The sequence below is a fragment of the Nostoc sp. FACHB-110 genome (assembly GCF_014697425.1).
Taxonomy (GTDB): Bacteria; Cyanobacteriota; Cyanobacteriia; order Cyanobacteriales; family Nostocaceae; genus Nostoc_B.
Genome location: NZ_JACJRU010000029.1, coordinates 79,024 through 91,684 on the forward strand (window position 1 = coordinate 79,024; position 12,661 = coordinate 91,684).

Here is a 12,661-nt window from a genome sequence, read left to right on the forward strand (position 1 = left end):
CATATTTTAATGCGTAGGTAAGGTAATCAATCAATTCCCAAAGCCGCTTTCGCATCCTTCAGCGTAACCATCAGTGTCATTGGTGCAACAGGCGACGCAATAAAACCACATCTCTCATAAAATTGCTTTGCTTCCTCAGAAATCGCATGAACTAAAATAGCCCTAATTCCTGCAATATCCGCAGCTTGTAATGTGCGAAGTACTGCATCTCGCACCAAAGCGCGACCAATTCCTTTTCCTTGCCAGTTCAAATCTACAGCAAGTCTTCCTATAACCATGACAGGAATTGACTCTGGCATATTACGTCTGATTCTCCCTGGTGCGGTGGTGTTCAATACACTACCGTTAGCAAGACAATAATAAGCAATAACTGTTTGCTCAACTGTGACAACATAAGTTCGAGACGCACCACTATCTTCGTTTTTTAACGCCCGTTTCTGCAACCATTCATCTAATTCCGCATTACCTGAATTAAAATCTGCAAACTGATGCTCCCCTTTAATGGGTTGAGGTGGTTGTAATATTTGATTCACTTAATCCCAAAGTGCTTTTTCACTCAGCAATTGACGCAGATTTTCATTGGCTGATGGTGGTGCATCAAGAATTGCCATAAACTCTTGGAATTTCTCATCATCTAACATAAAGAGTCTACGGTCTAGTAAAACTGCTTGGGCTTCTCGACAAGCACTTTCTAACATAAAATCTGAGCGATTTTTACCTAGTGCTTGGGCGGCTAAATCAATCAAATCTCGTTGCGCTTGATGTGCGCGGATGTTGATGGTTATATTACGGTTTTGATTTTCCATAATATACAATATATAATTTTGTATATACAATGTCAACACAAAGCAACAGTGCGATTAGCCTCAAAAACCAGAGCGATCGCAGCAAATAATCAAGAGATAATCACAATAATCTATAAAAATTGTCCATCATCAATGTACCATTAACACCACTAGTACAAGTCGGCGTAAATAAACAAACCATAAAAAATTGCTAAAAGGCTTGTGGTATCGCTATTCTTTCTTTTTACTTTTGCCTTGTTGTACTAACAGCAACTACCCAACCCCAAGCCTTATTGCAACAAGTGGTAGAACGAGTCAATCAACTTCAACCAAGACAAAAGCCAGAAATCTCCGCCTATACCCAAATCTTTGCAGGGTTAAAATACAAAAAAGACTTGATTCGACAATTGTTTCGGGAGGATATGATGCGCGAGTCAGTGATTTATCAAGAAATTCTCGCTGAAGGAGAACAGCGCGGACGGCTACAAGGAGAAAGATTACTCATTTTCCGTCTACTTAATCGTCGTGTGGGACAATTACCCTTAGCATTGATTGGTCGAATCGAAACTCTTTCTTTAGAAGAATTAGAAAATCTGGCAGAAGCCTTGTTAGATTTTCAGGGAATTGCAGATTTAGAAAATTGGTTTAATGCATTGCAATAGTAAAGACGTTGCAATGCAACGTCTCTACTAGGTTATTAAATCAAAATTTGCCGAATTAAAATACTCATCACCTCATCTGCGTTACCAGTGGGTAGCAGAGGACTCCAATCTCCCACACTGGCGTAGCCAATCATCTGCAAATGGTGAATTGTACTGGTAACGGCTTGAGAAGAACCCATCAGGATATGCTTTATCGGTTCTCTGTTGGGATTGCGGGTGGGTGTATCTAACTTTGATAATTGTGCCATCATTATATTTATACTCCGATACTGGGGTTTAGATAAAGGCGATCGCCCTCCGGCCAAAGATGCGTGCGGTCGCCTTTATCATGTCTTTATATTAAAGTATAATTTTATACCTGTCAACTATAAATAAAAAAATTATTGTTAATAATTCCCTGGTTTTAACGAGGAATTGATAAGTGCGATCGCCATCATAATTGTTCTTTTATCCAAGCACGAAAAGCTTTCATTGTTGCATTTCTGCCTTCAGTTTTACTCCGTTGTAAATATTCAGGAATCAGTTGTGCGATCGGTAAATTAGGAAAAGTCAGACTGTTATTAGTTGTGACATATTTACCATCAATTAAGACATTAATTTCTAATTTATTGCCTCTCCATCGCCATAATTCTCTTACTCCTAACACTTCATAATTATTAAACCGAGTCCGTGATGTAATATCAATTTCAATAGCTAAATCTGGGGGCGGATCAATTGTTAAATCAATTCTGTCCTTACCTCTAACAGCTGCTTCATTTTGGATGTAGAAGCAATCATCAGGTTCTACCCCAGCATCCATTTTTTCTTCGTCAAAAGTTGTAGAACCCAAACTCCAAAATTCAATGTCGAGTTCTTCTAGGAGAATTTCTACTAAATTACCGATAATTTTCTTGCCTACTTCATGTTCTGGTAATGGAGCCATGATTTCCAACACCCCTTGACTGTAAGATATGCGCGAACTGCGATTTTCGCCTAATTCTGTCAAAATATGTTTATAAGTTGACCAAGATATATTTTTAATTAGCAACTGATGACCAGCAGGTACAATTAGTTGGTTGAGTTCCAGTAACATCACTTTCCTCGCTTTTTCCAGTTAACCTAACCAGTACTAACTCCAGCATATAGCAATGACAGCTATTACATTCAACCTCAACGCAATTATTAAACTTACTGATGAACAGTTCTATCAACTGTGTCGAGAACACCCTGAGTGCCAGAAAAAATACGTCCTTATACAAATTCCCTAATTTTAATTATGGGGATTTCCCTGTTGCCTGTTGTCCGTTCCCTGTTCCCTTGTAAGACTTTCAGATTGGGTAATAGGAATTTCAATCACAAACTCTGCACCTTCTCCAGGTTCAGAATTGCACCATAACTTCCCACCATGCCTATCAACTACAATTTGATAGCTGATTGATAACCCTAAACCAGTACCTTTACCCACATCTTTAGTTGTAAAGAAAGGGTCAAATAATTTAGAACGCAGATGTTGGGGAATCCCCATCCCATTATCTTTAATTTTGATAGCAACCCTATTACTATGAATAACTTCGGTATGGATAGCAATTTGTCCTTTTTCGCCTAGAAAAGTCTCATCTAAAACATCAATGGCATTAATCAAAATATTCATAAACACCTGATTTAATTGCCCAGGATAACACTCAACCAAAGGTAATTTGCCATATTCTTTAACTACGACAATTTCAGGATGATCCGGCTTAGATTTCAGGCGATTTTGCAAAATCATTAAAGTACTATCAATACCTTCGTGAATATCGACTTGTTTAAATTCAGCTTCATCCAAACGTGAGAAGTTGCGCAAAGATAAAACAATTTCTCGGATACGTTGTGTACCCAACCGCATAGATTGTAGCAGCTTCACAAAATCTTCCTTGAGAAAGTCAAGGTCAATAGCTGCAATTTCAGCTTGAATTTCTTCAGGTGGATAAGGAAAATGCTGCTGATAAAGTTCTATTAGTCGTAATAAATCTTGGGCATACTCGCTAGCGGGAATAACATTACCATGAATGAAGTTGACTGGATTGTTAATTTCATGAGCTACACCTGCAACCATATTACCCAATGAAGACATTTTCTCACTGTGGATAAGTTGAGATTGAGTACGTTGCAGTTCTAATAAAGTGTTTTCTAAATTTTTGGCTTGTTGTTGTAATTGAATAACGGCTTTTTTGCTTTCAGTCACATCAGTTAATACGCCTAAAACTTGCTTAACTTTGCCATCAGCATTGCGAGTAAATGGAGTTTCTCTTGTACATAGCCAAGCCAATTCACCATTCTGTTTTCTTACCCGATATTCAATCTCAAAAATATCTCCATCATTTGCTGTAACTATTCGTTGATGATTTTGGATAACTACCCCTATGTCATCAGGATAAACAATATTAGCAATTAGGTTATCTCCCATTTGCTGCATATCTTCAACAGAGTAACCAAGCACAGTCGTAATTTCTTTATTGGCATAGACATTGCATCGTTCTTCTAAATCGAAAATGTAGAGGACATTAGGAGAAGAATCTGTAATCCGTTGAATAAAATGTTGGCTGGCTTGCAATTCGGCTTCGGCCTTTTTGCGGGCTGTAATGTTCAAAGTTGAACCTACAAGACGATAAATTCTACCTGCATCATTTGTTAAAGAATTAAGAGTAGTTAACCACCAAGTTTCTTCACCATGAAAAGTTAAACATTCTTCATAACTAATACTAGTACCAGCTTCTACACAACTTTGATATCTTTGAGTAAGAACTGCACCTTCAGCCACACCAAACAATTGTTCAGGAGTTTTGCCGAGCATTATTGCATGACTCATACCTACGGTTTTTTCTGCTGCTGAGTTGCAGCCAGCAAACCGAAATTCACCGTTGTCTAAAACATCGACGACAAAGATAAAGTGTGGGAAGCCATCATAAATAGTGCGTAAAAATTGTTCTTGTGCTTGTAGTTGAGCTTCTGCTTGTTTGCGATCGCGGATATCCCGTGTAATAGTTGATAAATATAAAGGTTCACCAGTCTCCGGGTCTTTCATCAAAAAAAGATTATAATCAACAGGGATAATTTCTTTGGTTTGAGAGTGTAGGAAACGATATTCACCTTGCCAAACACCATCTCGCATCACCGTTGGAATAATCTGCTGATAGACATATTCTTTATCTTCTGGGGCAAAGCAGGTATCAATAGTAAAATCTTCACTAAATCCTTGACTGGCTAACCCCAGCAGCTTGCGTCCAGCTTCATTTAAAAATATAGGTTTACCGCTTATATCTGCACAGCCAATAAAATCACTACTATTTTCAATTAAAGAAACAAACAGCTGGCGTTCTTTCTCAGCTTGCTTACGTTCTGTAATGTCGGCGACAGTAATCACTAGTTGAGCAATTTGCGCGTCACTATCAAAAAGTGGTGTAACATTGGACAACCAGCACATTTCTTGTTCATTGACTACAAAAGATTCTTCAAAAAATATCGTCTTGCGAGCTTGGACACATTCTCTGTAGTATTGACGATAATGCTCTGCTATCTTCGTACTTAACCCTTCTGCCATTGTTTGCCCTACCAAAGATTCCAACTGTAGGAAGCCAAAGTTAAGAATGGCAGGATTAAATTTAACGTAGCGAAACTCTGCACCGTTGTCTAAAACATCTAAAACGTAGATACCATAATCTACGCCTTCCCAAATGCTTTGTAAAAACTGGGCTTGCTCTTTGAATTGTTGTTGGGTTTGTTGCTGTTCAGTAATATCAACCAAGTAACCATACCAAATAATCGCTCCATCTACTTGCAATTCTGGGCGAGATGAACCGCGAACCCATTTCTGTTCACCAGAAAGATGTCCCACCCGCCATTTATGGTCGAATTTTTGTAGAGTTTCGGCAGAACGCATAATTACCGCTTGCAACTCAGGAAGATCATCAGGGTGGACATTAGCAAATCCTACCACCGCATCTTCTTGAACTTTTTCTGGTTCTAACCCTAAAACTTCACGACATCCCGAAGACACAAAAGGAAAAGACATATTACCATCAGTATCCAGGCGAAATTCATATAACATCCCTGGGATACTATCAGCTAGCTTTTGGAATCTAGCTTCGCTTTGGCGTAAAGCGGCGGTACGTTCTTCTACTTTTGCTTCTAACTCTTCATTGAGTTGTTGCAGAGCCGCTTCAGCTTGTTTGCGTTCTGTAATATCTAAAACTACACCACAGAAAATTATTTTTCCCTGTTCATTGCGTGTCGGTGTTGAGTCTCCTTGCCACCAGCGAATTTCCCCATTAGGTTTAATTAAACGTCCCTCGTAATGCCAAGGTATAAAATTTGCTACAGCTTCATGACTAGAAGCAACATAACTGGCAAAATCCTCTGGATGTATACAGGCCAAAAATGTATTTATATCTACCGTCATTTCGGCTGCTGTAATACCGGCAATTTGCCAAATATAATCACTGACATAATCTACCTGCCAAGTGCCATTGTGGTGGGTCAACTGAAAAATTGCCCCCAGTAGATTATCTGCAATATTTTTTAAACTAAATAGCTCGGTTTGCTGATATTCAAAAACTGTCTGACGCAACGCTCTGAGTTCTTGTTGCAGGGAGTCATAAGTATTTCTTTCAATAGTAATCAGATTACCGACCATAGTTTTGTTGCTTGCCTATTTGGGAACGGAAGTGAACTAACTTCTATATTTCCCAATTTCAGCTAAACAGCAACAATCTTGATTCTTCTCGGAAATTTATTGATTGAGCAACTCACCTAATTGATGTTTAATCAACAAACCTTTAAGCGTAGCATTTTCCGCTTTCAACGCTGTATTTTCTGCTTCTAATTCTTTAATTCTCTCCTGCAAAGCCTCCTTAGTAGTACCTTGTCGATGAATCACAACTTCTTGATAAATCGCTAAATTCGCATCCTCATTCATCCATCTTTGATAAGTTTTAGTATGCTCCTGGACTGTATGTCCCATATAGTCTGCCATCGTTTTTATTGGAACTCTTAAACGATGACCACGCAGTGCATAGGCATGGCGCAAATCATAAGGCTTAAAACCTACACCAGCATTTCTAAATTTAGTTTGGAGTTTGGCGGTTTTATTATTCAGAGTTCCGGCGTTACAAGGTAATTTTACCTGTTTCAAATCAAATAATTCTATCCAATGAGGATGTATTGGAGGAATCCCACAACTACGTTCACCTGTTTTTGTGCCTGCCGTCAAGATAGGATTTAATTTCACTAAATGAAAAGTATTTTCTGGGTTGAGAAAAGCTTCTAAATCAACAGCAAATAATTCATGGGGTCTTAAGCCATAAGTCGCTAACATCCCGTATGCCCACTGCCATTGCTCTGGTTCTGTCAAATTTTCCCTACTAGCATATACCGATAATGGACTACCAATTTTCCTAAAACCTTGAATAATTTCTTCATCCGTCGGCACTTTGCGAATTGTTGGGTTGGGTTTAGGAGTAGCATAACTATAAATCGTTTGAAAATTTTTCACTCCACAAAACTCACAAAACTTTTTCAACTGCCACACCAAAAAAAATCTCGCAGATGTATTCGGTTTAGTTTTATCTAATGCCGCTTCTAAAGCTTGGGCAGACAAAGGTAAATCTTGCGGCAATTTTTTGAGATGCCGTAAATAGTGAGTTTCCCAAGTACGAATTCCTTGCCTGTTTTTTTGGTGCGTTTTCCAAAATTGTTGCTCGTATGCTTGAATTAATTCACTAATCAGCTTAGGCGATATTTCTGTATCTATTGGGGCGAATTTTTGAGCTTGCTTACCTAATAATTCAGGAGTCCATTGAAATTGCTTTGTAATTAACAATAAATCTAATTCTCTGGCTTTTAAAACTGCCATTTTGATACCAGTATCATTAGCAGTGAAACCACAAGAAATCGTATATTGTTTATTGGGGCTTCCTTGTTTGCCCACATCACCAGGACGACAAGGAAATGTGCCTTGTAAACCGATACTTTGATGACTCGTTAATTTCAGTTTAACTTTAACCTTTTCTAAAGTTAAGGCAGAATTAGTTTGTTGAATGACATATTTAATTCGGAGATATTCGCGCTCAATCTTGGCAAATTCATCTGCGGCAGGTTGTTTAGCTTTCCACTGCTTCCATTTAGATGGTTCCCATTGGTCAATTTTTATACCATCCCATTCAGCTTTACGCGGGTCGTAGCTGCTGCTTTCATGATGGGGCATGGGTTATATTCCTTTTTTGGGACTAGTCTTAGTTTTGAAGATATAACATCTTATTTGATTTATAAACTATTGTTAGAGGCAGAAGCATAAAAAAGATTTTGGTTCCCTTTCACCCAGTCTCTACAGACAAACTTTGTGCGTAAGTTCTCATGGTGTAAAATTCCGAAAATTGTACGGAATTGTGACCAGCAACACTGAAGTTGATAGATAAAGTATGGCAGTACGAATATGAGCAAAAAATATTTATTACCATTGATGATAGTAGCGATCGCTGCTACTCTAGGCAGTTGTAGTTCTAATCCTACCCCCACATCTAGCACCACTGACAGCCCAAACCCGGCAAATACCCAATCTTCCATCGCCCCAATTCAAAGCCCCAGTATGGCTCAACTCAGAGCCAAATCCCCAAACGTAGAACCAGCAGAAACAACCACACCTCCAGCCGTTTCTCAAACCACCAAGCCGAAGATTGAGCCATTAGATACAAACACATCCACAGGAAGTGACAAAACCGCAACTGCACCAAAAACAGTCAACGTCACATTATTTACTAGCGATACTCAGTGTCAAGAACTAATTCCACAAAAAGTTGCAGTCCCAGCAGAAGAACCTGTAACTAGTGCAGTTGGTAAAATCATCGATGAAAGAGACACCGCCGACTTTAGTTTGTCTGGTTATCGTGTGAAAGTCCAAAATGGTGTGGCGACAGTTGATTTGCGCCTTTCACCTGAGTCCAAACGCCAATTAGCTTCTCTTTCCAGTTGTGAACAGTTTGCTTTATTTGGTAGTCTCCGCAAAACTTTAACTAGTAATCCTCAATGGAAGATTAAAGAAGTGCGGTTCACTGAAAAAGGTGAAGAAATTGTGTTGTAGTTTTGATGAATAGTGCGATCGCATTACTTGTATTCTGGAATTAAAATTAGTTTTGCCAGGTTAATATGCGATCGCGTACTGAGAAAATGCTAGCTTGGCTAAAATGAGGCTAGATAAAACTCTGAGTTAACCGCTAAAAACTATGAACATCCAACTCCAAGCAGAGTATGAGCAATTTATCCAAACCCGAATTGCTACAGGTAGATATGAAAACGCTGAAGATGTGATTGTTAAAGCATTGAAACTACTGGAAGAATGGGAAAATGGTTATCAGGAATGGGAAGAAGAAACTCAGCAAAAACTAGCTGCTGGACTTGCTTCTATCGAACATGGAGATGTATTAGATAGTCAAGTGGTAATGGCCCGACTAGAGGAGAAATTACGCATAGCCCGTGAGACTCAAGGATGATGCAATACTTTATTGCCAAGGAAGCAAGCCAAGATTTAGAGGAAATTTTGGATTATTTTCTAGCTCGCAATGTCAACGCTGGCGAAAGATTTATTCGAGAATTTAATCGAAAATGCCAAAATGTAGTTCAATTCCCCAATATCGGGCGAAGTTACGCCAAATTTGACCCAAGGCTGAGAGGGATACCTCTGGATGGTTACATTATTTTTTGGCATTGCTGATTAGTGGGATGTTTTTTGTTTCGCGCAAAGGCGCAAAGGCGCGAAGAATCAATATTTTATTTTTGTTAAACATCTCAATTCATCCCGCATTTATGCAACGCCTATTTTTTATCAAGTTTTTGAAGATAGCGTGGTGATTGTACGAGTAGTTAGTGGTTATCGGGATTTAGAATCTATATTTGCAGACATGGACGATAAAAGTAATTAGTCATACAACAGAAATGTAGGTTGGGTGGAGGCGCACAAGGATATTGACAGCTATACAGTGCGATCGCATCACTTGTATTCTGGAATTAAAATTAGTTTTGCCGGGTTAATTATGTTTTACAATTCAGGCGATCGCACATTCTAAACCAATACGCCTGAGAATTTGCCAGATAGTATACAATTCCCCAGCAGATGTAAACAAAGCAAACACCCGCGATAAATCGTAGTGCGGCGTACCTGCTTCTTGCTTGACTTTGATAAATAAAACATCATCCCCATTAGTCACCATACCAAACACAGGTCGCTCAGGGTGAGGATTAGCCATTAAATAAGCGAGCGCTTGCGGTAGAGCCGACCAAACCGAAACAGTGGTTTTTTGAGACTCTACCACCATCACCCACAACTGATTTTGTAATACCAAAACATCAATCCTTCCACGCAGCACTTCTTCCCCATCATCCAGAACTAACTCTACAGATGATTCCGTCTTAATCTTAAAAGGAGGGTCATAAAATCCCGACAGTGCCAGCAACGGGGATACTACTAACAACATCACTGTCCCCTCTAACAAATCACCTTCACTACGGTGATAAAGATATCTGCGTCGCAATACATCTAAAGCAGCCTTTTCTGCTTCAGAAATTGGGGGTAATTCACTCTTCCACTCTGGAAGAAATTCTTCTCTTTCAATACGAACTAAACCAAAGCGGGTTTCTGCTTCTCTTAAGTTGGTAATCGCTTCTGTGATTGCTGATACTTGTGTCATCCTTGCTTTACCAAAGTAATTTAGCTGAAAAGCGATCGCACTTCCTACGATAGTAGTTTTTAGGATAGGCAGCCATTACTAATTTAACAAAGCAAAACCTAACATCGATTGTGAATTCAAGTTGATTCATATCTTGCACCGGGCGACTGAAGTCGCGGCTACACAGGCAAAACCCGCCTGCGCGGGTTTCAAACCCTAGACTTTTCGTCAGTCCGCGTAGGCGGACGCACGTTTGTATAGCCGCGAATTCCATTCGCTAGGGCTAGGTGCAAGATGTGTGTTGAGATATTACAGATATTACTCAATAATTTCATCATATTGATTGGTATCTTCTTCTGGTAATTCTTCTATCTCTTCCAACACCTCCGCCAAAGTTTTTTTATCTAGCCATTTATGGCGTTCTTTGGTATAGTCTCCTTTGCCAGGCTTGAAATATTGAATAAATCGAATAGTATCAGCAACTCCTAAAGAATTAATTAAGGCATCGTAGCCTTGTTTGATAATTTCATATTGAGTTTTCATCATTGCTTTCCTCGGTTTGTATTACTTCAGCCAGCCATTGAACGGGATTACTAATCAAAACATTAATTAATTGAGAGTTTTTTCGAGCTTTTTTGAAGAGTCTGTCATCTGTTGTAAGAAATACTGGAATCGGACAACTGTTCGACTTTGCAGCCTACCAAGCTATCCGACACGGTTTGATATTCGGAGATTGTCATCAACCTCACTGGATTAAGCCTGGACTCTTATTTGGTACTCCCGATAAATTCCCATTTACCAGTTCTGACACAAAAGAGTACTGCCCCGCACAACCACAACCCGAAAACCCACGTTGTTATTCGAGTTTGATAACGCAAGATATCTAACTTACTATTCAAAGATTCTAAATAAATTAACTTCTGTTTAGCGTAGCGTGCTACGATTAAAACATCTAGTAAGTTGTATAGTTCTGTAATAATCCGATTACCCAACAATAATTTATGATCTCTGGGAATGCGGTTTAAAATTGGCACATACCACTTGATTAAATCGTATGTTTTCTGTATTATAGGTAAATCACTCATCAAGATACAAAAAAGCTAAAAAATTTTATCGCGCTTCGCGCGGGAAGGGTAAAGAAAAAAGTGCAGAGTGCTAAAGGGTAAGAGGATAAAGTGCTAAGAAGCCCTGCCCCGCACAACCACAACCCGAAAACCCACGAAGTTAAGCCCGCTGTCACGCCCAACCCTGTAGCGAGACGCCGAACGGCAAAACCTAGGAATGAAGTACCACGAACCACCGCGCAGCAGACGACTTTGATTATCATTCTCACTGAGCCACGCACTTCCATCAGTGGGCGCATTATTATAGTTTTCGTGCCACTCATCCTGACACCATTCCCATACATTACCACACATATCAAATAAACCAAAGGGGTTTGCCGAAAATTTCCCTACATCGGTTGTTTGCCCTCGATATTCACCTTTGGGAGCAGAACCATAGGTAGAATTTCCGTTATAATTCGCCAACTCAGTCGTAATCGTTTCACCAAAATAAAACGGCGTAGTTGTTCCTGCGCGACAAGCATATTCCCATTCCGCCTCACTGGGTAGCCTGTAGGTTTTTCCAGCCTTTTTCGACAGTCGAGCGCAAAACTAAACCGCATCATCCCAAGAAACTTGTTCTACAGGGCGGTTATCGCCTTTAAATTTAGATGGATTGGGATTTAAATCAATATTTACCTTATCAAACCCAGCAACGGCTTTCCATTGCCTTTGGGTGACGGGAAATTTACCCATGAAAAAGGATTGAACAGTAACATTATGCTGCGGACTTTCCGAGTTATGTCGTCTCTCCTCACTCTCTGGCGAACCCATGAGGAATGTACCGCCAGGAATTGATACCATCTCCAGCACTACACCATTACCCAAGTCGTCTGCAAAAAACTCGGACTGTCCGCGACGGCGGTTGATTTCACAACTTTTACCCATCCCTAAAAACCCCGATTTTACACCAGTGATGGTAGCTGTTTCAAATTCAAAAGTCCGAGTTTGAATCCCTGGAGATGGCTTTGTATTTCGTTGTTCTTGTCGTAACCTTTCAACTTCCCGTCTTCTTTGTTCTTCCTGACGTAACCGTTCAGCTTCCTGTCTTTGATATTCAGCTATTTGTTGTTCTTGAAGTATCCTTTCCGCTTCTTCCTGTTGTCGCTGATATTCAGCTTCTTTGGGAGCTAAAACACGTTGTTTAATTGCTTTTATATCTTCGTCCCTGAGTCCTAAATATTGCTGATATTCGTGTAAATCCTGTTGAATCACCTCATTAAACGGATATTGTTCTTCATTAACTGCACGAATCAAAGCTTGTTCATAACGATCGCGTTTACGTTCGTATTCTCTATAAGGTTGCAATACTTCTTCTATAATTGCCTTAGAGGATGTTTGGAAAGTATTAAACGAATCAATTAAGCCAGTCTTCTCAGCATTAACCGAATCATTGCAACTTGCACAAATGTTTCATGGGTCTGCGGTAAAATCTC

General features: G+C 39.5%; 13 protein-coding genes and 1 pseudogene. 4 read left to right on the forward strand and 10 right to left on the reverse strand.

The genetic code is table 11. From position 1 onward, the window contains the following. Window positions 1-26: 26 nt before the first annotated feature. Window positions 27-533 (reverse strand): GNAT family N-acetyltransferase, encoded by a 507-nt coding sequence (locus H6G69_RS22890; RefSeq protein ID WP_190691424.1) that lies wholly within the window; start codon window positions 531-533, stop codon window positions 27-29. Then, window positions 534-806 (reverse strand): DUF1778 domain-containing protein, encoded by a 273-nt coding sequence (locus tag H6G69_RS22895; protein WP_190691425.1) that lies wholly within the window; start codon window positions 804-806, stop codon window positions 534-536. It lies immediately after the preceding gene. Window positions 807-1,087: 281 nt separating this feature from the next. Between H6G69_RS22895 and H6G69_RS22900 the strand changes: the two genes are divergently transcribed. Beyond that, window positions 1,088-1,447 (forward strand): DUF4351 domain-containing protein, encoded by a 360-nt coding sequence (locus tag H6G69_RS22900; protein ID WP_313951819.1) that lies wholly within the window; start codon window positions 1,088-1,090, stop codon window positions 1,445-1,447. A 35-nt stretch (window positions 1,448-1,482) separates the two neighbouring features. On the opposite strand, the gene H6G69_RS22905 is transcribed toward H6G69_RS22900, so the two are convergent. The 4 genes from H6G69_RS22905 to H6G69_RS22920 form a co-directional block, all read right to left on the reverse strand. Further along, on the reverse strand, window positions 1,483-1,698 hold the full coding sequence (locus H6G69_RS22905) for a hypothetical protein (protein ID WP_190691426.1): 216 nt from the start codon (window positions 1,696-1,698) through the stop codon (window positions 1,483-1,485). A gap of 182 nt (window positions 1,699-1,880) precedes the next feature. After that, on the reverse strand, window positions 1,881-2,519 hold the full coding sequence (locus H6G69_RS22910; RefSeq protein ID WP_190691427.1) for a Uma2 family endonuclease: 639 nt from the start codon (window positions 2,517-2,519) through the stop codon (window positions 1,881-1,883). Between the two features lie 177 nt (window positions 2,520-2,696). Then, window positions 2,697-6,098 (reverse strand): PAS domain S-box protein, encoded by a 3,402-nt coding sequence (locus H6G69_RS22915; protein WP_190691428.1) that lies wholly within the window; start codon window positions 6,096-6,098, stop codon window positions 2,697-2,699. A gap of 96 nt (window positions 6,099-6,194) precedes the next feature. Continuing rightward, entirely contained in the window at window positions 6,195-7,667 is a 1,473-nt protein-coding gene (locus H6G69_RS22920; RefSeq protein WP_190691429.1) for an integrase, read from the reverse strand. 228 nt (window positions 7,668-7,895) lie between these two features. On the opposite strand from H6G69_RS22920, the gene H6G69_RS22925 reads away from it, so the two are divergent. The 3 genes from H6G69_RS22925 (at window position 7,896) to H6G69_RS22935 (ending at window position 9,170) form a co-directional block, all read left to right on the forward strand. Beyond that, window positions 7,896-8,540 (forward strand): GerMN domain-containing protein, encoded by a 645-nt coding sequence (locus tag H6G69_RS22925; protein ID WP_190691430.1) that lies wholly within the window; start codon window positions 7,896-7,898, stop codon window positions 8,538-8,540. Between the two features lie 142 nt (window positions 8,541-8,682). Next, on the forward strand, window positions 8,683-8,949 hold the full coding sequence (locus tag H6G69_RS22930) for a type II toxin-antitoxin system ParD family antitoxin (RefSeq protein WP_190691431.1): 267 nt from the start codon (window positions 8,683-8,685) through the stop codon (window positions 8,947-8,949). Beyond that, the gene (locus H6G69_RS22935) at window positions 8,946-9,170 is read left to right on the forward strand and encodes a type II toxin-antitoxin system RelE/ParE family toxin (RefSeq protein ID WP_242072150.1); all 225 of its coding nucleotides are present in this window, start codon (window positions 8,946-8,948) and stop codon (window positions 9,168-9,170) included. Before H6G69_RS22930 ends, H6G69_RS22935 begins: the two co-directional genes overlap by 4 nt. Before the next feature lie 331 nt (window positions 9,171-9,501). Here H6G69_RS22935 and H6G69_RS22940 read toward each other — a convergent pair whose 3' ends face one another. From H6G69_RS22940 to H6G69_RS34030, 4 genes and pseudogenes are all read right to left on the reverse strand, one after another. After that, complete coding sequence (locus H6G69_RS22940; RefSeq protein ID WP_190691432.1) at window positions 9,502-10,143, reverse strand: type I restriction endonuclease; 642 nt, start codon at window positions 10,141-10,143, stop codon at window positions 9,502-9,504. A 297-nt stretch (window positions 10,144-10,440) separates the two neighbouring features. Further along, the gene (locus H6G69_RS22945) at window positions 10,441-10,668 is read right to left on the reverse strand and encodes a hypothetical protein (protein WP_397326975.1); all 228 of its coding nucleotides are present in this window, start codon (window positions 10,666-10,668) and stop codon (window positions 10,441-10,443) included. A 221-nt stretch (window positions 10,669-10,889) separates the two neighbouring features. Then, entirely contained in the window at window positions 10,890-11,207 is a 318-nt protein-coding gene (gene avd, locus H6G69_RS22950) for a diversity-generating retroelement protein Avd (protein WP_190691433.1), read from the reverse strand. Between the two features lie 93 nt (window positions 11,208-11,300). After that, window positions 11,301-12,554, reverse strand: a pseudogene (locus H6G69_RS34030) (SUMF1/EgtB/PvdO family nonheme iron enzyme); the annotation flags it as partial. Window positions 12,555-12,661: the final 107 nt, after the last annotated feature.

What these genes read in the sequence shown, in the direction of transcription:
- H6G69_RS22895 (WP_190691425.1), bottom strand. Translation starts at nt 806, where the DNA reads ATGGAAAATCAAAACCGTAATATAACCATCAACATCCGCGCACATCAA.
- H6G69_RS22905 (WP_190691426.1), bottom strand. Translation starts at nt 1,698, where the DNA reads ATGATGGCACAATTATCAAAGTTAGATACACCCACCCGCAATCCCAAC.
- H6G69_RS22910 (WP_190691427.1), bottom strand. Translation starts at nt 2,519, where the DNA reads ATGTTACTGGAACTCAACCAACTAATTGTACCTGCTGGTCATCAGTTG.
- H6G69_RS22915 (WP_190691428.1), bottom strand. Translation starts at nt 6,098, where the DNA reads ATGGTCGGTAATCTGATTACTATTGAAAGAAATACTTATGACTCCCTG.
- H6G69_RS22920 (WP_190691429.1), bottom strand. Translation starts at nt 7,667, where the DNA reads ATGCCCCATCATGAAAGCAGCAGCTACGACCCGCGTAAAGCTGAATGG.
- H6G69_RS22925 (WP_190691430.1), top strand. Translation starts at nt 7,896, where the DNA reads ATGAGCAAAAAATATTTATTACCATTGATGATAGTAGCGATCGCTGCT.
- H6G69_RS22930 (WP_190691431.1), top strand. Translation starts at nt 8,683, where the DNA reads ATGAACATCCAACTCCAAGCAGAGTATGAGCAATTTATCCAAACCCGA.
- H6G69_RS22935 (WP_242072150.1), top strand. Translation starts at nt 8,946, where the DNA reads ATGATGCAATACTTTATTGCCAAGGAAGCAAGCCAAGATTTAGAGGAA.
- H6G69_RS22940 (WP_190691432.1), bottom strand. Translation starts at nt 10,143, where the DNA reads ATGACACAAGTATCAGCAATCACAGAAGCGATTACCAACTTAAGAGAA.
- H6G69_RS22945 (WP_397326975.1), bottom strand. Translation starts at nt 10,668, where the DNA reads ATGATGAAAACTCAATATGAAATTATCAAACAAGGCTACGATGCCTTA.
- avd (WP_190691433.1), bottom strand. Translation starts at nt 11,207, where the DNA reads ATGAGTGATTTACCTATAATACAGAAAACATACGATTTAATCAAGTGG.